The organism is Nonomuraea sp. NPDC059007, assembly GCF_042740555.1.
Taxonomy (GTDB): Bacteria; Actinomycetota; Actinomycetes; order Streptosporangiales; family Streptosporangiaceae; genus Nonomuraea.
Genome location: NZ_JBHYJD010000018.1, coordinates 1 through 19,714 on the forward strand (window position 1 = coordinate 1; position 19,714 = coordinate 19,714).

Genomic DNA, 19,714 nt, shown 5'->3' on the forward strand with positions numbered 1-19,714 from the left:
TTCACGGTGCAGATCTCGCAATCCACACCGAACCCGGAAGCCCTTCCTTATGCCAAACCGATCAACCCCTGTACCTAACCTCCGTGGTCAGTACACCTAGTCCTCACCCGGATCGCGGCGAAACCCCAACTAGCCTCATCCGGCAGGCAGGCCATCCACTGGCCAACCGGTCTGCAGAAATAGTGGATCTCCATGCGTTCGGGCTCCGCTACCTCCCGCCCTCGCGCCTTCAGGTCGCGGACGACCCGCTGCTCAAGGATGGTCAGTGCGTCCCTCGCGGACTCTCGCGGGCCACGTTCCGGAACGATCTCGAAGATGAGCCCGATAGACAGTTCGTGCCGCGACACCGGGGCCGCGGATAGATAGTCGGAGAGTTGGGTGGGCTCAGGAAGCATGAACTATCCCTTCATCGGCTCGGCAGTAGCTCTGGGGTCACCGACCACTGCAGCAGCCAGCGTTCGGGCCAACGCCTCCAACAGACCGATGCAGAAGGACAGGACTGGGGCGAGCGGGCACGCCGCTGCAGAAGGACAGGACTGGGGCGAGCGGGCACGCCGCCGCAGTAGTCCTGGTCACACAAACTGACACGGGCATGCGGACCTCCGAGCGGTGGAGCGGCACCCGGACATCACGCGGCCGTGCTTCTAAGGCAGCGCAGACCGCCGACGGCGTGATTCGGAATAGGCAAGCATTTCCCCCATGGAGTTGACCGCCGGATGATCAGGCTTCCATCGGAGGCCCTGGACGCCTCACTAAACCTCACGTGATCGGCTTCCACGACCCCTTCTGGCGGGGGAAGCGGAGATTGGTCTTCACCCCTCCAGAAGGGGTGGGCAGCCGAGCTCGGTGAGCGTTACGGTCGAGTTGGGGTTGTGTGCTCATCCACCCGGAGGTGCGAGGAATGCACGGCGAAAGGCGGCGCCAAGCCAAGGAGCTGTCGGCGCGCCTGCGCCAACGCGGAGCCACCACCGGCCACATCGCCAGCGTGATCATGCACCAATGCGGCCTCAACGCTCACACCAGCTACCGGCACGCGCTTGGCCTTAGCCAAGCCCAAGTCGCCGAAGAGTACAACCGGCGCTGGCCAGGGCCGATCCCCAAGACCGAAAAGCAGATCTCGTACTGGGAACGTTGGGGCGGCCCAGGAGCAGCCACGTCGGCATCAGCGCGAGCCCCGTGTCTTGAAGACCTCGGTCGCCTGGCCATTTTGTATGGCTGCTTGATCGATGACCTGCTGTATGGGCCACGTCATCGCCCCGGACCGCCAGCTGTCACGGTGGCGTATGAGGTGATCGTGGACGTTCTCATGACACTACAGCCATCAGGAATCGCCGACTACTCTGGACAAAGCGAGAACGATGCGGTTGTCGCCCTGCGAACTCCCATCGGTGAAGGGAACATCACCGTGACTATGTCGCGCCGGAGGTTCAGCGCGCTGCTCGCGGCGGGTGGCCTAGCTGCGCTCCTGCCAGATGCTGCCCTCGCGCCCGTGCTCGCCGAAACGAACTCCATCACCGGCGCCTTCCGGCAGACTCTCCTGGCCCATCAAGCTGGACACCACCTTCTCACTCCAGCCGCCCACATCGACGCCCTGACCGAGACGCTGCGGTCCATCGCCGCGAGCCGGGAGCAGGCCCGCTCCGATCTACGGCGCGAACTGCGCGTCCTGCAAGCAGAAATCGCCGAGCATCTCTCGTGGTTGTGCCGAGAGGTCGCTGATACCAATGGATGTCGCAGGTGGTCCGCCAAAGCCACCACCTGGGCGCTGGAGACGGGCGACACCAACATGGCGACATACATGATGCTGCGCACCGCGACTCTCGCTCTCGACCATCATGACTACCCTCACGCCATCGAACTCGCACAAGCCGCGCAGCACACCTCATGGCAGATCCCCTCCACCCTTCTGGCGGTTGCCCACCTGTACGAAGCTCGAGGCCGCGCTGGAACGGGTGTCATTGACTCCGCCTCCCTTGATACCGCCGACCGACTGCTGAGCGCCGCCCCAGTACCAGACGGCCCGCTGTATCTCAGGTTCTACAACGCGAATTTCAGCGAACTGCAGCGCGCCACCTGCTACCTATCCGCTGGGCAACCAAGCCGCGCTATCACCATCCTGCAGGCGCAACTCACCGCATTGCCCGCAACCCACCACCGCGACCGAGCCGTTCACCTCGCCCGCCTTGGCACTGCCCACGCCGCCGACCAAGCTCCCGACGCGGCGGCCATCGCCGGTCTAGCCGGCCTCGCCGAAGCAGCCCAGGCCGGGTCGAAGCATGCCATTGCCGAGCTGAAACCCTTGGACACGCGTCTGCGTAGCCGGTGGCCACAGCAACCGAAAGTGCAAGAATTCACACAGGCTCTGGCCTCAGCGGCTACACCGTGAGTCTCGGACCGTGCGATTTGCGTTAGCCTCATCAACCCGGTTTCCAGCCGGGGAACCGTACGTGGACTGCGACCGCTTCGGCGCGAGCACGGGTGCGCAGTCGGGCATGATCCTAGCCAGCCTCAATGTCCTAGCAGTCGCCGACACCGCCGTGACGGCCAGCCTCGCCGCGCGTCCCAGCCGCCACCACGGCGGGCACCGCCTTCCTTCTCCTGTACGCCCGAAGCCGCCTCCCCTGGATCTCCGGAGACGGTGACCCCACAGCCGGAACCCTGCGGAAGATTGGCTGGCCAGAGATGAGCGCCATGGGCGTCGGCTACCTCAACGAGGCCCTGATCGCCGGATTCGCCGCCCGAATGGGCAATCCCGAACTGGCCGCCTACCGCATCGTCGACAACCTGCTCCTCACCGTCTGCACGGTCCTGCCTCCGTCGCCATCCTGGCCGAACACGAAGCAGGCGCCAGCGACCGCGATCAGGCCGACCACTGGCGCCGCACTGGCACGCGCCTGCTGCTGATCGTCTACGCCGTCCCGGCTGCCCTGGTCTCGCGGGCGGGACGATGCTGCTCGCTCTGTTCTCCGCTAACCCCGAGGTCGTCACGCTGGCGTGGCAGGTCGTGCCGCTGGCCCTGCTGAGCCTGGTCCCATGCCGCTCGCCATGGCGGACGGCAGTTTCCTGCGCACCCACGACGACGCCCACTCAGCCATGATCGCGAACGTCGCCGGGGACTACCTGGTGCTCATCCCGCTGTCCTGGATCCTCGGCCTGACCTTCGGGCTCGGACTGCAGGGCATCTATCTGGCCTGGGTCGCCTTCACGGCTGTCTTGGCCATCCTTCTGAGGATGAGGACCCGCAGGATGGTCGCCAGCGAAACGCCTAAGGTTTCTGGACCTGGTTGACCTGCTGATACGCGAGCGTCTCCAGTGCGTCTCGGAAGGCCTTGAAGTCCTCGATGGGCTCGTTCGGCTCGTCCTCAAGTTTGAAATCGCGCCGGATCGCTCGGATGTGACTCTTGAGGTCTTCGGCGGCGACCGAGTTGTCCAGCCCGGCCTCGATGTCCTCAAGAAGGAGGGTCGCCTGTTCGTGGGTGGCGCCCGAAGGGTGATCCAGCAGGAAACCCCGCTTCAGCCTCTTGATCTTCGCGCTGATCTTCTCGGTGGCGATCTCGCGTAGCGCCTGCCGCTGCCGACGGCCGAGCTCACGGAAGAGGACCCGGAAGTTGACATCCATGATCGCTGTGGCCTCGGCGGGGATGTCGTCGTCATGATCGATTGCGTCCATGACGCTGCGGGCAAACCCGATCTTGTCCAGATGGAACCCCTTGACCTTCGCCGCCGCCGCACGCTCCAGAGCGTCGTGAGTCCCTGAGGAGCCCTCGAAGTCGATGCTCTCGGGAACAAGCCCTTTCAGATCTCCCGCTTCCTGAGGGTCCAGGAACTCGTCGGCGTAGCGTTTCACCGCGGCGAGCGCGATCGGGAGTGGGACAAGGTCCTCGATCGCGACCACACCCTTCGGGAGTGTGCTCGTGAGTTCCTCCGCCGACAGGTCACCCAACTGCAGGATGAACCTGTCGGCTATCACCGGCTTGCCGTTCGGGCCCTTCTTGAGTTCCTTGGCCGCCAGGTCGCCGGACTTGTCGCTGTCGAGCAGGACGATCACCGCAGGCCGGTCGACGTCCCGTCCCCGAGCCAGATAGACCAGATAGGGAATCTGCGACGCGGAGCCCGCCGGGACGAGCGTCAGCGTGTTGAGGTCGAGATGGTCCATCGAAGCGGCCTTCAGCCGGCGCAGCCGCGCGGACATCCCGGCGAGCATGACCTGATCGGACATGCCTTCCAGAACCAGGTTGCAGTTGCCGATGAAGGTCGTCTCGGCGACGAAGCTGCCGAACGCCGAACGCAACGGCTCGTAGTGGTTGCGGGCGGCATTGCGCACCACGCGGGTCCCCTCGTCACCGTCGCCCTTCTCCAGGACACGAATACGCTCGCCGTGGTTCTTGTCGATCAGGAAGGGCGAATGTGTCACGTAGACGACCTGGACCGGCCGCCGTTCCGGTTTCTGCGGGCTGGCGAAGTCCTCGAAGATGCGGAGCAGGTCCTGCTGGCCGGTGTTCGACAGGAACGCGTCCGGCTCATCCATGAGCAGAATCTCGGGAACACCGGACTTCGGTGGTTCGTGGGCCAGATATTGCACGAAGTAGCTGAGGAAGTACTTCAGGCCGCTGCTTCGCTCGTCGGCCGAATACTCGGTGCCCGTGCGGTCTCGGATGGTGAAGACCAAATCCTGGTCGCGAAGGGTGAGCAGCAACTGAAACTGGCTGTCCTGAGACCACCACTTCGGGAAGTTGAGCTTCCCGGCGAGCTCACGATTCATTTGCTCGACGATGCCGTTGGCGAACCCGTCCCGGCCGTCCTCGGCCGCCTTCAGCAACTCCTGGAACGACACGCGGTTGATGCCGGCGACCTTCAGCAGCAGGTCATCGGCCAGAGCGAGCTGGCGATCGTGAGCGTCCGTGGACACGTTCACGGACGCGAAAGCGCTCATCAGCGTGGGAGCGGCCGAGGCGGTCTGCTCGGCGGACCCCCCGAATAGCGACGGGGCGTTCTCCAAGACCAGGTTGAGGAACGAATGGCGTGCCTTGCGCGGACCGGTCCCCACCGACAGTCTTCCTTCGGCGAGGTATTTGAGCGGCACGCTGTCCGGCAGCGCCACATCCCTGTCGATCTCGAACCACTGAGGCAGAAGCGAGGTCAACGCCTTCTTGTCCTGGACGACATGCCGTTCCCAGCCAGTGCTTCGGGAGAGGTAGATCTCCGGTCCTTCGCCGTTGACGCGGAACATCATGAAGGAGTTCGATCCCTCATCGAGGGTGGTCTTGCAGACCTTGGCCAGCGCCACCAGCTGATCCTTGTCCAAGTTCCTGAATTCGAGTCCGAAGTCCGGGTAGGCCATCGACTTGTTCACGGCGAAGAACTGCGAGTAGCGGCAGAAGTCGCCCCGCTTGATGCCCGCCCCCGTGAGAGCACATTTGATCGCGGAAAGCATCTGGCTCTTCCCGGACTCGTTGGCGCCGACCACGGTGGTCACGCTGGCTTCCAGCGGCACCCGGACAAAGGGGTACTGCAGGTCGTCCGACTCCAGCACATCCCACGGTTGCGGAGCAAAGCCATCGGCGGCCTTACGCAGGTAGTCAAAGTTGAACGAGCGGTAGAAGCGGATGAGGACAGCGGCGATGATCATTCACGCCTCTTTCCAGCCGGCGAGACCCTGACGGATGGTCAGCAAGGGTAACGCTCAGGTACGACAAAACCCGCCGCTTCCGACGCTCGGGATCATTTCTGCACCAGACGGGTTCGGCAGACGAAAAGACCGCGCCCCATCCGTTGAAGGTAAGGCGCAGTCCGATGCCCATCTATCCGTGATCAGCAGCCCTGGCCGCCAGGCGACCAGTACAGCCCAGGCCACCGCTTCGCAGGATCCAGAAGCCGTTGGTGCTGTACCTGCCGTTGAGTGAGAGCACCTTGGCGTCGTGCTCGTGGGCGTAGTTGCTGTGGGTGCCAGGACCATAGGCGCCGGGGCATCAAGGACGAGAGCGCCGCCAACCACAGGCGATCGGCCGACTCTGCACCTGCCGAAATTACGTCCGTGCAGTTCAGGCGGCGTGTGAGGCTTCGTGGAGGATTCCGCCGAGCCGCTCGTGTCGGCGGACGTTTCAGGTCGATGATGCGCGCCGGTTCGGTGATCGGGTCGGCGACGGCTCGGAGTGGTGCCGCCTTAGTCGGGTGATTCGGCAGGTCTGCCGGTCTGAGTTAGCTTCCGGCCACCTGTCGAAGATCCAATCCGCGTTTCAAAGGGGGTTTGGGATCGATAGTCCGGAAACTGTCACACCCTGCGGGTAGAAATAGGGGGTGACTTTCAGTAGCGGCAACCCCACCGAGGACGAGACGTGCAAGCGGTTCGTCCTGCCCGCTCTCGTCCGGACCGGTTGGAATGTAGAAGAGCAGGTCAAAAGCCAGTACCGGATCAACCGCGGCCGGATCCAGCCGACCGCCCGCCGCCACCATCAGCAACGTCCGCTGATCGCCGATTACGTGCTGGAGTACTCCGACGGCCTACCGCTCGCCGTCGTCGAGGCCAAACGCTCCCGCATTGATCCCGCTGAGGGTTTCGAGCAGGCCAAACGCTACGCCGAGCTACTGGACGCGCCATTCGCCTACTCGACGAACGGCACCCGCACCATCGAGGTCGACTACCGGACTGGCCTGATCTCGGAGATCTCGGAGTTCCCCACACCGGAGCAGCTCTGGGCCCGGTACCGCGATGACCGATCCCTCACCGACGACACTCAGGCCGACTTGGCATCCGCGCCGTTCATACTGACCCGCAACTGGGACGGCACTCCGAAGGACCCCCGCTACTACCAGCGCAACGCGATCAACCGAGCCATCCAGGCCATCGCCAAGGGGCGACGACGGTTGCTCCTCGTGCTGGCCACCGGCACGGGCAAGACCCTGGTCTCGGCACAGATCGTCGCGAAACTGTGGAACGCAAACTGGCCAGAGAAGGGGCGGCGGCCCCGTGTCCTGTATCTCGCCGACCGAAACATCCTCATCGACCAGCCCAAGGACGACTACTTCTCCGAGATGTTCGGCGAGGCCGTCCACCGGCTCGGCCAGGGCAGAGTGCAGAAGAGCCGCAACATCTACTTCGCGCTGTACCAGTCGCTGTCACAGCCCGGCGGGGCGCAGGACTTCTACACGAAGTTCGACCGGCACTTCTTCGACCTCATCATCGTCGACGAGTGCCATCGCGGCAGCGCAACGGAGGGCTCGCAGTGGCGCGAGATCCTGGAGTACTTCGAGCCCGCCGTCCAGCTGGGACTGACGGCCACGCCGATCAGCCGTAAGGACATCGACACCTACCACTACTTCGACGACGCGATCTACGAATACTCCCTCGCCCAGGGCATTCGCGACGGATTCCTCGCCCCATACCGGGTCCGCAACGTCCGGATCGACATCGACCTGTATGGCTGGCGGCCGGACGCAGGTCAGCTCGACATGTACGGCAGGGAGATCCCCGACGAGTTGTACGGGCCGAAGGACTTCGAGCGGCTCGTGGCTATCCTCGACCGCACCGACGAGGTAGCCCGCTACCTGACGGAGTATCTGCATAAGACCGGCCGCATGCACAAGACCATCGTGTTCTGCCAGACCAACGACCACGCGATGCGCATGGTCGAGGCGCTGACCCGCGCCAACGCCGACCTGTCGCAGCGATACGGCCACAAGTGGGTCTGCCGGATCACCGGAGACGACCACGAGGCCGGCCGAGAGCGTCTGGACGAATTCCGCGACGACGCCTCCGAGGTCCCGGTCATCGCGGTGACGTCGCGGATGCTGTCGACGGGCGTCGACATCCCGACCGTCCGCAACATCGTGTTGTTCCGGGTGATCCGCTCGATGCCGGAGTTCAAGCAGACGATCGGCCGCGGCACCCGCCTGTCGCCCGAGACTGGCAAGTTCGCGTTCGACATCATCGACTTCGTGGACGCGACCCGCCTGTTCTACGACCCCAAGTTCGATGGCCCGCCCCTCCGGCGGCTCCGCGACGAGGCAGACCCGGACGGCAGCTTCGTCACATTTCCCGAGGACCTCGACATCGAGCCCGACCCGGACCCCGACCAGGTGGCCGAACCCGAGGCTGAGTATGAAAGCCACGACGGCGGTGACCTTCCGCCGATGATCACCGACGGCGAGGAGATCGACGACATCCGCGCCGAGGGCCGCACTCTCTACATCGATGACGTAGAGGTGAACATCCTCGGTTCGGCCGTCTACATCACCGAGACCGACGGGGCGGGCCTGCGGCTGCGCCTCGTGCGGCTGGAGCAGTTCATCAAGGACAAACTGCACGAGCTCGACCTATCCCCGAACCAGCTGCTCGCCCAGTGGGCGCACAGCCGGAGCCGCAAGGAGCTGCGGGAGCGCCTGGAGGCCATCGGGATCAGCACCGCCGACCTCGGTGAGCTGACGGGCCGTCCCGACGCCGATGCCATCGACCTGCTGATCTATCTCGGCTGGAACCTCCCTGTGCTGTCGCGCTCCGAACGCGCCCTCCGCTTCAAGCTCCAGCACCGTGAGTTCCTGGAGTCGTTCGCCCCTGAGGCCCGCGCGATCCTCGACCGCGTGCTGGCGCAGTACTCCGCGCACGACGAGAGCGAACTGGAGGTCCAGTCCATGGACTCTCCGGCCTACCAGGAGTTCGGCACGGTCGTCGAGATCGCGGAACTCTTCGGCGACCGCTCCGGCGCCGGACTGCGCACCGCCGTCGACCACCTGCGCACTCAGCTGTACGAGGCCTCCTGAGTTCTTTTGGGGCGAACAGGGCGATACTCGCATCGTGCACAAAACTAAAAGTGACTATAAGTTTCGTCTGCGCTAATCTAGTGGCCGTGAGGCAGCGGGACGAGGAACCCCGGGCACGGCTCTGGCGCCGGGCCGCCCGTCAGCGTGGCTTCTTCACTGCGGCCCAGGCGCTGCTCGACGGCTACTCCTACCAGTCGCAGTACTTCCACGTCCGCCGGGGCAACTGGACGCGCATCGACCGGGGCCTGTACCGCTTCCGCGAGTACGCCGACCTCCCGTCGAGCGACCTGGACCATCTGGTCCGCTGGTCCCTGTGGAGCCTGGACCGCGCGGTCTTCTCCCACGAGACAGCCCTGAGCGTCCACGGTTTCGCACCGGTCGACCCGGCCGTCGTGCACATGACGGTTCCTCCCGGATTCCGCCAGCGGGACCCCGCCGTACTCACCCACCGCGCCGACCTGTCCTCCGCCGACGTCGAACACCGCGACGGCTTCCGCGTGACTACCCTCGCCCGCACCCTCATCGATCTGAACATCCAGCCGACGAACAAGGATCTCTGACGACCATGGCCCCACCCGCAAAGAAGCAGGACACGACCTCTCGCGCCCGTCTGTCGGCCGTCATTAAGTCGGCCCGCGACATCATGCGCAAGGACGCAGGCCTCAACGGCGACTTGGACCGCCTGCCCCTGCTGTCCTGGCTGCTGTTCCTGCGCTCCTTCGACGCGCTGGAGGCCGAACGCGAGGTGTTCGGCGAAGACCCGATCATCAAACCGGAGTACCAGTGGCGGGCCTGGGCCGACGACGAGACGTTCACCGGCGCGGACCTGCTGGCGTTCGTCAATGGCAAGCTGCTGCCGGAGCTCGCGAGCATGCGCAGTGACGTGCCTGGTGACCCGCGAAACGTCCTCGGGCAGGTATTCGCCGGCGTCCAAAACCGGATGCTGTCGGGTTACCTATTTCGCGACCTGGTCAACCAGATCCGCGGCATAGACTTCAACAGCAGCGACGACATCCACACGATGGCGTTCCTGTACGAGGACCTGCTCAAGCAGATGCGCGACGCTGCGGGCGACTCCGGCGAGTTTTACACTCCGCGCCCCGTCATCCGCTTCATGGTCGAGCAGACCTTCCTCAAACTTGGCGAGTCGATCATGGACCCGGCGTGCGGCACCGGCGGCTTCCTCGTCGAGGCCTACACCGAACTGTTCCCACAGGCCACCAGCAAGGTCCTCCAACAGCAGCTGTTCAACAACATCCGCGGCATCGAGAAGAAGCCCCTGCCGTTCCTGCTCTGCATGATGAACCTGACCCTGCACGGCATCCCCTCCCCGAAGGTCCTCCACGCCAACTCCCTCCGCGTGATGATCGACGAGAAGGGCCCCGGCTCCCAGGTCGACGTCATCCTCACCAACCCGCCCTTCGGCGGCGAAGAAGAGGACTCGATCGCCAAGAACTTCCCCTCCGGCTACCAGACCCGCGAAACGGCCTGGCTCTTCCTCCACGCCGTCATCAAGAAACTGAAGCCCGACGGCCGATGCGCCATCGTCCTCCCCAACGGCGCCCTCTTCGGCGAGGGCATCGGCGCCAAGATCCGCAAACAGCTCCTCGAGGAGTGCGACCTCCACACCGTCGTCCGCCTCCCCCAAGGCGTCTTCGCGCCCTACACCCAGATCCCCGCCAACCTCCTCTTCTTCGACAAGACCGGCCCCACCAAGGAAACCTGGTTCTACGAGATCACCCCACCCGAGGGCAGCCGCGGCTACGCCAAGACCAAGCCCATGCGCTACGAGGAATTCGAGTCCTCCGCCGCATGGTGGGGCGGCCCGGACCGCGCCGACCGCACCGAGAACGATCACACCTGGCGCGTTCCGATCGCCGACCTCCTCGCCTCCGGCTTCAACCTCGACCTCACCAACCCGAACACCACCGACGACCTGTCACACCGGTCGCCAACCGAACTCCTTGCCGAGCTGATCGAAACCGAGCAGGAGATCCTCAGCCTTCTCACCTCTCTCCAGAAAGACGTGGAGGCCCGCTGATGGCGCTTCCGGAACGCCCCCTCGGTGAGGCCATCACGCTCGCGCACTGCTCAGTCTCTGTGAATGCCGACGACGAATACCGCATCGCAGGCATCTACAGCTTCGGCAAGGGCCTGATCAAACGCCCGACCATCACCGGCAACGAAACCGCCTACAAGGCGCTCAGCCGTCTCAGCACCGGTCAACTCGCGATGAGCAAACTCAACGCCTGGGAAGGCGCATTGACCGTAGTCCCCGAAGAGTTCTCCGGAGCGCACGTCTCCCCGGAATACCCGGTCTTCGACATCATCGAGTCGGAAGCCGATCTCCGCTACATCTCCCACCTCGTCAACTGGCCCACGCTCTGGGACCGCCTCACCCCGCGCGGCTCCATGGTGCGCCGCAAACGCACCACCCCTGCCACCCTCATGTCCACCCCAGTCCCCTTGCCAGACCTGGAGGAGCAGCGCCGCATCGCCGCCCGCCTCGACGCCGCCACAGCGAATCGCTCGCGGGTTGAGCAGCTCCAGGAGCAGCGCTCTAAGCTGCAGGCGGCATTCAAAGAATCACTGATCGCGGACTCACTCGCCAACGACCCGGACGAGTGGGCTGTGGGCGAGGTCATCAGGCTGAGGCGCCGTCAGGTTGATGTGGCTGAGAATGACACGTACCGGGAGATCGGTATCAGGTCGTTCGGGCGAGGGATCTTCCACAAAGAACCCGTGACCGGTGCCGAGCTGGGCGGAAAACGCGTCTTCGCGATCAAGCCCGGGGATCTCTTGTTCAGCAGCGTCTTCGCGTGGGAAGGCGCCATCGCCCTCGCAGGAGATGCCGAGCGAGGCTACATCGGGAGCCATCGGTTCATGACCTACCTCGTCGACATCGAGCGGGCCGACGCCTCATATCTGCGCCACTACTTCACTTCGTCAGCTGGGCTGGAAGTGATCCGCCGGTCGTCACCCGGTTCGGCAGGCCGTAACAAGACGCTCGGAATCAAGAACTTCGAGGTCCAACGAATCCTGCTGCCATCGCTGACCGAGCAGCAGCGCATCGGTCGGCACCTCGATGCGCTAGCGGTCGGCTTGGGCACGAGCAAGGGTCCCGAGCTCGTGAAGGCTCTGCGACCGTCGCTATTGAATGCGGCGTTCAGTGGGCAATTGTGAGCGTGGGCGAGGTCTGCCCGGCCTCGCCCGGATCGTTGTCGAGGTCGGTAGGCGCGGATCGCTCGAAAGAGCGTATGGAAGTCTGTGTCCGTGACGTTCAGGGGTCGCCCGCTGGGGTTCTTGGAGTCACGGATCAGGATGTGGTGCCGGAGGGAGGCGAGCTCGACGCATTCGCCGCCGGAACCGGTGCTGTGGCTGCTCGTTCGCCACTCCAGGGGTCTGCGACCTCGCGAGTCGCTCGCAATCCTTCCGTTGAACTTCACCCAAGTGACGGACTCGCGCTACGGGCGGTACTCCCGCGCGTGGGCTCGGTATGGGCGCGCCACGGGCACCGGGTGATCTATCTGCCAGGGTCGCTCGACTGGCTCGTCGAGGCCGCCGACCGGATGGGCTCGTGCGAGCCGTCCTCACCGGTCGGCCCGGCACCGGTGCGATGGTCACGCGATCCTAGCCCACGAAGTCTCGGTGACAATGACGTGGTCGAGCAGGCGGAGCCCGACCGTGGTCGCGGCGTCGCGGAGGCGGGCGGTCACCCGGATGTCCGCCTCGCTCGGTTCCGTCCGGCCGCTCGGATGGTTGTGCGCCACCGCGAAACGGGCGCCGCCCAACGAGAGGACCAGGCTCAGAACGTCGCGGACCGGGATCGGGGTGCGATCCGCCGTGCCCTCGGTGAGCGTCGCCGTCTTCAGGATCCGGCCACCGGTGTCGCAGACGACCACGACCGCCCTCTCATGCCGGAGACCACGCAGCAGCGGTGCGGCGGTGACCGCTATGTCCTCGGTGGCCGTGATCCGGCCGAGGCGCGGCGGCCTGGCCGCGCGCCGCGCCAGCTCGAACACCGCCGCCAGCCGGGCCGCCCTGGCCAGACCGATCCCCGCCGACCGCTGGAGCGCGCCCGGATCGGCCACAGCCACCGCAGCCAGCCCGCCATGGTCGGCGAGCAGCCGGGACGCCAGCTCGATGACGTCCATACCGGGACGACCCTCACCCAGCACCAGCGCCAGCAGCTCCCGGTCGGCAAGCGCGCGAGGGCCGTGCTCGAGCAACCGTTCCCTGGGCCGGTCGGCCTCGGGCAGATCAGTGACGCGCATCGGACACACCTCCCGCCACCAGGAGACCATCCGTCACCGACAGAACGCCGCCGCCCGGACCTCAGTCGTCGGTGTCCTCGTCCACGACCTCGACCTCGTTCGCGAGCCGCTGGCTCTCCTCGTCGAGCTCCGCGGGCGCGGCCTCCGTCGCCAGGCCGCGCTGGATGAGGTCCCTCGCCCACTCCAGCAGGGTCTCCGACCGGGCGGCGAGGAACGCCTTGTAGTCGCCGCGCATGGCCGCGTCGAAAGCGGGCGCGGAGACGAGGCAGGTGTCGAGCCGTTCGCGGATCGTCCGTTCGTCACTGAAGTCGATTTCGGCCTTCAGGTAGGCGGACGGCGGCAGGTCGGAGAACTTCTGGTTGCTGATCGCGGTCAGCATGACGATGTTCGCGAGGACGTTGGCCTGCTCGAACCTGATGCCGTCGCGTAGGAGGGCCGCTTTGGGAAAGAAGTGGTGGAACTGCAGGTAGTTGTCCCCGGCCAGGGTCTTCCCCACGTCGATGGCCGCCCCGGTGATCAGGTCGACGGGGCCTCGTGCCGCGAGCATGAGCGCGAATGTCTTCTGCGGCGCGGTGCCACGATCGTACTTGCCCCCCCACAGCCGCGTGCTGGGCGGCGGGACGTCCACCTCGATGCCCTTGGTCTCGCCCTTCGCGAACGCCGTCACCGCCGCGAAGTCTGCCGCCATCTTCCGGGGATTCCAGCCCTCGTAGTAGCCGCCGAGGGCCGTCCGCCAGAACCAACTGCGGAGCTGGGCGAACTGCTTGCCGTTCGGCCTCGGGATCTGCCGGAAGATCTCGATGACGACAGCGAGCTGGTTGGCGTGGGGAAGCGCGGCAGCCGTCGGAGTGCCGATCTCAGTGGTGAGGAAGTCCACGGCCTTCTTCGCGGCGTTCTCGGTCTCCTCGATGGCCGCCAGGAGACGCTCATGGCCCACGGACGGCAGCTGCTCCATGTCGGACTTGGCGAACCCGAGCCCGGCCGCCGCCGAGATCGCGCGGAGGAGCAGCATCTGGTCGATCAGGCCGTAGTGCTTGGCTGCGAGCACGTCGCGGACGCCGTCGATCGCGTCGAGGAGATCGAAGTCGCTGCGCCAGGTCACCGCCCGGATGACCTGGACCGCCGTCAGCGGTGTCCCGCGCGTGTTGACCCGTTCGAAAATCCGGCCGACCTCAGTGATCGAGGCCGTCTTCAGCGTCACGACCGAGGTCTCGTAGTTCGCGAAGTTGTCGAAAAGCTGCCCCGCCGCCTCCTCGAACTCCTCAGGAAGCCGTTTCGAAGCCCACTTGGCGTACTGGTAGGGCTGGGCAAGCAGCCTCAGCGGAATCTGGTGCGCGGGCGGCTCGTCGAAGTCCTTGCGGTGCGTGAAACGCTGCTCCTCGAAGTCGTAGACCAGGTTCCAGAGGCTCTTCGGATCGCCCTTCGGCTCCCAGTACAGCGCCCCGCAGATAGTCGACAGACGCTGGCAACCGTCGAGCAGGTAGGCAGTACGTTCACGGTGCGGCACCTGGTCGATCTCGATGCCCGCGATGTCGTGGTCGCTCGCCAGCCGCAGCTCGCTGTCCCAGAGCAACAGGCTCCCGATCGGGTAGTTCCGTGAGATCGAGTCGAGGAGATCGAGGACCTGGTGGCCCTTCCACACGAACTGCCGCTGGAATTTCGGAAGCCTGATCTTCCCCGCTCTGACCCGCGACGCGAGCTCGGTGATCTTCTCTAGCTGGGGGCGATGAGCGCGCTCGTGGGGGATCGGCGACATATCCCAAGATTTTCACGAACGCCACACCGTTGTCACCCGAAGCACCGGCGAGGCGACCTATCCGACTTTGTTGAAACCGTCGGGTTGGTCACGATCATCTGGCGTGAGGACTGCTCGGGCGACGGCAGCCTGCCGACCGCTCTCGACCGTTTGCGGTGCTGGCAAGGGTCATAGCCCCTCGCGACGTCATCATCTGAAGGGCACAAGCTATTCCAGGATGAATCTGCTCGGCTCAGTGAGGGGCGGCAGCAGGTCACGAGCGCGTGAGTTCAGGGGGTTGAGCCTGCCCGTCGCGGTGTTGAGGCCGTACACGAATGCTTTGGCCTTGTCCGCGAACTCCGCTGCTGGTCCGCTGATCCTGCCATTGGTGATCACGATCAGCCTCTTCGGCAGGTCTTCGCCAGCCGCTGCGGCCAGGCCGTTCAGCCGCTGGATCTCGGACGTCGACAGGTCCTTCGTCCGGCCGCTCCAATCCACGTGATAGGTGTCGGAGTGAATCAGGCTGTGCGGTTCGCCTTCGCGGATGTCTCCGAAGCCGAAGGTCGTGAGCTGCTCCACAACGGCGTCCAGGTGTTCCCTTGCGCCTGCCGGCCGTGGGGCCGACTCGGTGAGGAACGGAGATTCCTCTATGTCGGGCCACGTCTCGACGGATGCTCGCGACGGCTTGGTCGTCTCCCAGGGAGCGCCGCTCTCAACCCACGCCTTCGGCCCGTCGCAGATTAGGTCGGCGATCCGGCTCACAGGGACGTCGGCGCGCGGCATGCCCGGTGTCGGGAGTTTCCTGCGCCCTAGAGAATCGCCGAGATCGACGCGCGTCCAGGCTTCACGCTCCGGGTCATACATGTCGACCAGCCAGCCGACGCTGGCCTTGATGGACACCCGGACGAAGATGTCGGAGAACCTGGCCTCGACGTAGGCTCCTTCGCGCCCGTCTGCGATGTGGAGCTTGGGCTCGTAGCGCGGTCCGTAAGCGAAGTATCGGTTCCCAACCGCCACCCGTTGGACGTGTACTCCCCGTTCGGACAGAAGGTCGGCGAGCTCGGTCATGTCCGACGATTCACTTTCGTGCCAGCGCCAAGGCGACGCCACCGGCACTCCGGCGAGGTGGGCAGTAGCGTGGGCGTGAATGGCGTCGACGAGTACCTCGCTGGATGTGTCCAGCGGCCAGATTGAAGGCTCACTCCCCAGCACCGGATCGACGATCAGCCACACGAAGGCGTGGCCGAGCCTTGACTGGCTCAGCACGACCCCTCGGCCTCCTGGCAGTTTGACCATCAGGTACAGCTGGGATCCGGTGGAGTTGAGGTGGACTCGGTCGCCCAGCTCGAGGTGGCGTTCATGCAGCAACCGCTCCAGTCTCTGGAAGTGCAGGTGCGTGCCGACGGTGGCGACCATGTCACCGGAAGGGAAAGGCAAGGAAAGAACGCTCCTCTGAAGTGGCCGTGCGATCCGCGATGCAATCATCTGCGGAAAGTGTAGAGCGGGCTGACTTTCTTGATCCAAGCCCACAGTCGGTCTCGACGTGTCCAGAAGCCGATCCTTGACCACACACGCAGGAGTTCAGCTCCCGGTGTCCACCGGGAGCTGAACTAGGTACCCGGTCAGCTTTGCAGGAAGGTGGGAAGCTGGCCCCTGTGCCATGCCGTCATGCAACCTCATACCGGAGCTCCATGATCCCGGCGTTCTTGACGAGACCGACGAGCATGCTTGGCGGTGGCCCCGATGGCCGGCTATCTCGATGGGGTCAGCGAGACGACCGCCGCTCAATGTTCCTACCTGACGGGGAGATTTCGTACGGGATATCCCAGCTGCTCCATGTCCTTGGCGTTCTGGAGCATGTGGTCGATCTCTCGCCGGTAGTAGGCGAGGACTGCGTACTGGGTGACGGCGTCTCCGAAGGGAGAGATGGCGCACGACAAGAGGCGGTCCAACTCGGTATGGACGCTCTTCACTTTTGCGGCGATGTATCCGCAGCAGCGGTCGGGGTCCTGGGTCACCAAGTAGGCGCCCTCGTAGCGGATGTAGGCCTTCCCTCGGGCCTTAGCAACGATGTCCCGTACCGCAACGTGCCCGCGAGCGAGTTGGCTGCGGCTGCACAGGAGATTGTCCAGCAGGAAACCCGTGAAGGCGCCGGCCTCACCCTGGCTCTCGACCAAATCGAAGATCGTATTTGCGCGGTCGAGTACCGATGATGATCGGATCAGTCGCTCGGTGGTCATGACGTCCCGCCCCCGTTCAGCAACCGGGCGAGTTGATCGTCCATGGACGTGTCACCGGTCGCGATGACGGTGTCGCACCAGTCGACCGTTGCTCTGACCTTCCGGTGGTTTTCACTGATGGCCCGCCGGGCCTGCTCGCCGTATTCGACGACGTGAAGCGTAGGGATCAGGTCGTGCATGCCGGTCACGAAGGCCGTCCCAAGGCCGAGAACCTCCAAGACCTCTCTGGAGGTCCGGGTCCCATCGACCAGAGATTCCGAGCGCTTCGATGGACGCAAGGGCCGATCGCCGCTAGATGCGCTGTACCGGCTCATGTTGGCGCGATACAGAGACTGCCTGCTGCGGACGTCGTCCATGACGCGTTCGGCAACCTCCGGCCGCTGAATCGCCTCCGACACCGCGGCGGCCGCGTTGTTGTCGTCATGGAGCAGGGACTGTCTAACATCTGAATCCGCCATCAGGCGTCTGGCGACAGCAGGGCGCTGGACGACTTCAGCTACGGCGGTAGCCGCATTGTCGTCGTCACCAAGGAGCGACCGTCGAACCTGCGGGTCAGCGATGACTCGCTCGGCTACCTGAGGCCGCTGGACAAGCATCGCAACGGCCGCTATGGCGGATTCTTCATCACGGAGCAGCGTCTGCGCGCGATCCACCTTCTCCTCTATGGACTCCGGTGTTTTCGGCCTTCGCTCCGCGAACCGCAACGCCGCATCGAGAGTCCACTCGACGATCCCCTCGGGTGGCTCGAAGATCAGCGTCCACCGGTCTGGGTGAGCGTCAAGTGCACGGTGGATGGAGAAGGAGACAGCCGGATTTCTCTTTTCCGGCGGCCAGGCGAGGGACATATGTCGGTAGCCGACGAGAGTGCTGTAAGGAAGCCCGATCTCATCGGCGTAGCGGCTGAGGACCCTGAACACGCCGCGATCGCCGCCGCCTGGGCCTTTGTCGGCGGACACCATGCGAAGTGTTATGTCGCCGAGCGCGAACTGGATTCGCAGCTCTTGTTCGACCAGGCTTCGTCCCTCCCCGACGTATGTGAGCCACTCGTCGTCGGAGTAGATCTCGGGGAATGGGGATTCTTGGGAAGCAGGAACCATCGCCACCACCTCGAACATGGGATCAAGAAGCCCGTCGAGGCATGCCAAGACTTGGCGCGGTGTGGTCCGGCAATACCTTGAGCGCCTTAGAAAGGGGCGCTGAGAGCACTTTCAGCCCGCGTATTGCCATATGCAAGTTGCTTGCACGTGATTACCTCCTGGCCCATTGGCAAGTGGAGGCTATCCATGTCACAGAGGTTCCACTGGCTCTGCGCCTACCGAAAATTCGTCCATGCTGGTTGAGCTGGGCTATCCCAACCAAGGTCGCCCTGTTCTGAGCATCCACTCAACTAGTTTTGGGCGGATGCTCAGCGGATCAGCCCCCAGTGCCAAATGAGTACAGCTCAAGCCTTGGCCGCGAGTCTTGACGCGGTTCGGGCGTCGCCAGCTGGCCCCGGCGAACCCGCCCGAGCAGCAACCCGAGGTAAATGCCATCAGCCTCTGGCAAGAAGAGGCAAACAGCGCCCTCCGGCCCCTGCGCCCGCCGAAGTCAGGACAAATCGAACAGTCAAGAGCATGCCATGGCACACCGCATCCCGTGCCGCGTGCTCGTCGCGTGCTCTTCGGCCATCGGCACCCACGGGCACCGACCGACATTTTCCGACATTTCAGATGCGATGAAATTCGACAGAGTGGCATAAATGAGTACGCTGAAACATGAGCCGGCATTGAATCTGTCTTTTAATCCGTAGGTTCCGGGTTCGAGCCCCGGGCGCCCTACCACCCTGACCTGCAGATTCGCACACCTCTTGATCAAAGAATCAAGAGATGGGTCATGCCCGGGTCACGTCTGGGGCAAACAGACACCGCGAGAGCTTTCCGGCAGAGCGCTCGGCGTGGCGGCCGGTTTACGGGGCGACGCCGGAGTTGAATCGTCCGCTTCCGTAGCCCGCAGCCTGTTCTTCGCGCTGTGGTCATTACCAGGCGTGCCGTTGCCTCGGCCGGTCGTGATGTAGTTCAGGCAGCACCGAGGTGTATATGTCGGGGGTCAGCACGATGTTGGCGTGCCCGAGTTGGCCCTGGACCGTACGCAGGTCCACGCGCGCGGCCAACGCTCTAAAGGTAGCGCTGTGCCGCAGATTGTGCAGCCGCTCTGGAGGCAGCCCGCCGGCTGCCACCAGGTACCGGAACCGGTAGGTCAAATAGTCCGGTCGTATCGGCTGGCCATCCTCGCGAGTGAATACCCAACCGGCGGCGTCGGGCTTATGCAGGTGCTGGCTCCGCTGGTGACTGCGCAGGAGGCGGATCGTGTCGGCCGGGCGAGCCCGGCTGTGGATGATCTTCACCGAGCTGACGAGTCTGGTGATTGCGATGAGGAAAGAATGGCGCTGCCTGCGCCATAACAACTCAAGCGTTCCTGGTTTGTGCGTGGCTGCCGGATGAATGCAAAGGATATGCGGCTTAGTGCCGCAGTTCTCGCTGAGGCTTCGCGGAGGTTACGCTGCGTGTCCACCTCGTCTGTGATCCGGTCTTGTTTGGTGATCGTCCGCGGGTTACGCTGCGCCTGCCTGCTATGACTCTGAACCATCGGGTGTACGAGCGTGGTCGCTCTGGGTGGGGCAGGGTGTCGTTGTCGTCCCACTTAGACGCCCGTTCATTGTTGAGTTCGGA

At 64.5% G+C, this 19,714-nt stretch carries 15 protein-coding genes and 1 pseudogene; 6 read left to right on the forward strand and 10 right to left on the reverse strand.

Annotation, left to right across the window (positions count from 1 at the left end):
• Positions 1-901: 901 nt before the first annotated feature.
• From ACFWY5_RS28045 to ACFWY5_RS28055, 3 genes are all read left to right on the forward strand, one after another.
• On the forward strand, positions 902-2,386 hold the full coding sequence (locus tag ACFWY5_RS28045; RefSeq protein WP_379635319.1) for a hypothetical protein: 1,485 nt from the start codon (positions 902-904) through the stop codon (positions 2,384-2,386).
• A gap of 296 nt (positions 2,387-2,682) precedes the next feature.
• The gene (locus tag ACFWY5_RS28050; RefSeq protein WP_379635321.1) at positions 2,683-2,904 is read left to right on the forward strand and encodes a hypothetical protein; all 222 of its coding nucleotides are present in this window, start codon (positions 2,683-2,685) and stop codon (positions 2,902-2,904) included.
• Between the two features lie 129 nt (positions 2,905-3,033).
• Entirely contained in the window at positions 3,034-3,288 is a 255-nt protein-coding gene (locus ACFWY5_RS28055; RefSeq protein ID WP_379635323.1) for a hypothetical protein, read from the forward strand.
• On the opposite strand, the gene ACFWY5_RS28060 is transcribed toward ACFWY5_RS28055, so the two are convergent.
• Positions 3,266-5,629: an ATP-dependent endonuclease gene (locus ACFWY5_RS28060; protein ID WP_379635325.1), complete on the reverse strand. Its 2,364-nt coding sequence runs from the start codon at positions 5,627-5,629 to the stop codon at positions 3,266-3,268. The two genes, ACFWY5_RS28055 and ACFWY5_RS28060, sit on opposite strands and share 23 nt — an antisense overlap.
• A 668-nt stretch (positions 5,630-6,297) precedes the next feature.
• Between ACFWY5_RS28060 and hsdR the strand changes: the two genes are divergently transcribed.
• From hsdR to ACFWY5_RS28075, 3 genes are all read left to right on the forward strand, one after another.
• Entirely contained in the window at positions 6,298-8,757 is a 2,460-nt protein-coding gene (hsdR, locus tag ACFWY5_RS28065) for an EcoAI/FtnUII family type I restriction enzme subunit R (protein WP_379635327.1), read from the forward strand.
• An 86-nt stretch (positions 8,758-8,843) separates the two neighbouring features.
• Positions 8,844-9,317: a hypothetical protein gene (locus ACFWY5_RS28070; protein ID WP_379635329.1), complete on the forward strand. Its 474-nt coding sequence runs from the start codon at positions 8,844-8,846 to the stop codon at positions 9,315-9,317.
• A gap of 5 nt (positions 9,318-9,322) precedes the next feature.
• On the forward strand, positions 9,323-10,798 hold the full coding sequence (locus ACFWY5_RS28075; protein ID WP_379635331.1) for a class I SAM-dependent DNA methyltransferase: 1,476 nt from the start codon (positions 9,323-9,325) through the stop codon (positions 10,796-10,798).
• 50 nt (positions 10,799-10,848) lie between these two features.
• Here ACFWY5_RS28075 and ACFWY5_RS28080 read toward each other — a convergent pair whose 3' ends face one another.
• The 9 genes and pseudogenes from ACFWY5_RS28080 to ACFWY5_RS28120 all read right to left on the reverse strand — a co-directional run bounded on the left by ACFWY5_RS28080 (position 10,849) and on the right by ACFWY5_RS28120 (position 19,389).
• Positions 10,849-11,121, reverse strand: a complete 273-nt coding sequence (locus ACFWY5_RS28080; protein WP_379635333.1) for a hypothetical protein — start codon at positions 11,119-11,121, stop codon at positions 10,849-10,851.
• A 237-nt stretch (positions 11,122-11,358) separates the two neighbouring features.
• Positions 11,359-11,634, reverse strand: coding sequence for a hypothetical protein (locus tag ACFWY5_RS28085; RefSeq protein WP_379635335.1), 276 nt, complete (start codon positions 11,632-11,634; stop codon positions 11,359-11,361).
• 371 nt (positions 11,635-12,005) lie between these two features.
• Positions 12,006-12,203, reverse strand: a pseudogene (locus ACFWY5_RS28090) (DUF397 domain-containing protein); the annotation flags it as partial.
• A gap of 174 nt (positions 12,204-12,377) precedes the next feature.
• Positions 12,378-13,031: a RadC family protein gene (locus tag ACFWY5_RS28095; RefSeq protein ID WP_379635337.1), complete on the reverse strand. Its 654-nt coding sequence runs from the start codon at positions 13,029-13,031 to the stop codon at positions 12,378-12,380.
• Positions 13,032-13,092: 61 nt separating this feature from the next.
• Complete coding sequence (locus ACFWY5_RS28100; RefSeq protein ID WP_379635339.1) at positions 13,093-14,787, reverse strand: DUF262 domain-containing protein; 1,695 nt, start codon at positions 14,785-14,787, stop codon at positions 13,093-13,095.
• A 207-nt stretch (positions 14,788-14,994) separates the two neighbouring features.
• A complete protein-coding gene (locus ACFWY5_RS28105) occupies positions 14,995-16,182 on the reverse strand; it encodes a hypothetical protein (RefSeq protein WP_379635341.1) in 1,188 nt (395 codons plus the stop codon).
• 377 nt (positions 16,183-16,559) lie between these two features.
• On the reverse strand, positions 16,560-17,006 hold the full coding sequence (locus tag ACFWY5_RS28110; protein WP_379635343.1) for a hypothetical protein: 447 nt from the start codon (positions 17,004-17,006) through the stop codon (positions 16,560-16,562).
• A complete protein-coding gene (locus tag ACFWY5_RS28115) occupies positions 17,003-18,121 on the reverse strand; it encodes a DUF6192 family protein (protein ID WP_379635345.1) in 1,119 nt (372 codons plus the stop codon). The genes ACFWY5_RS28110 and ACFWY5_RS28115 overlap by 4 nt, the downstream gene beginning before the upstream one ends.
• Before the next feature lie 899 nt (positions 18,122-19,020).
• On the reverse strand, positions 19,021-19,389 hold the full coding sequence (locus tag ACFWY5_RS28120) for a tyrosine-type recombinase/integrase (RefSeq protein ID WP_379635347.1): 369 nt from the start codon (positions 19,387-19,389) through the stop codon (positions 19,021-19,023).
• Positions 19,390-19,714 lie beyond the last annotated feature (325 nt).

Coding starts and splice junctions, on each gene's coding strand:
- ACFWY5_RS28045 (WP_379635319.1), top strand. CDS start 902: ATGCACGGCGAAAGGCGGCGCCAAGCCAAGGAGCTGTCGGCGCGCCTG.
- ACFWY5_RS28050 (WP_379635321.1), top strand. CDS start 2,683: ATGAGCGCCATGGGCGTCGGCTACCTCAACGAGGCCCTGATCGCCGGA.
- ACFWY5_RS28055 (WP_379635323.1), top strand. CDS start 3,034: ATGCCGCTCGCCATGGCGGACGGCAGTTTCCTGCGCACCCACGACGAC.
- ACFWY5_RS28060 (WP_379635325.1), bottom strand. CDS start 5,629: ATGATCATCGCCGCTGTCCTCATCCGCTTCTACCGCTCGTTCAACTTT.
- ACFWY5_RS28075 (WP_379635331.1), top strand. CDS start 9,323: ATGGCCCCACCCGCAAAGAAGCAGGACACGACCTCTCGCGCCCGTCTG.
- ACFWY5_RS28085 (WP_379635335.1), bottom strand. CDS start 11,634: ATGGCTCCCGATGTAGCCTCGCTCGGCATCTCCTGCGAGGGCGATGGC.
- ACFWY5_RS28095 (WP_379635337.1), bottom strand. CDS start 13,031: ATGCGCGTCACTGATCTGCCCGAGGCCGACCGGCCCAGGGAACGGTTG.
- ACFWY5_RS28100 (WP_379635339.1), bottom strand. CDS start 14,787: ATGTCGCCGATCCCCCACGAGCGCGCTCATCGCCCCCAGCTAGAGAAG.
- ACFWY5_RS28105 (WP_379635341.1), bottom strand. CDS start 16,182: ATGGTCGCCACCGTCGGCACGCACCTGCACTTCCAGAGACTGGAGCGG.
- ACFWY5_RS28110 (WP_379635343.1), bottom strand. CDS start 17,006: ATGACCACCGAGCGACTGATCCGATCATCATCGGTACTCGACCGCGCA.
- ACFWY5_RS28115 (WP_379635345.1), bottom strand. CDS start 18,121: ATGTTCGAGGTGGTGGCGATGGTTCCTGCTTCCCAAGAATCCCCATTC.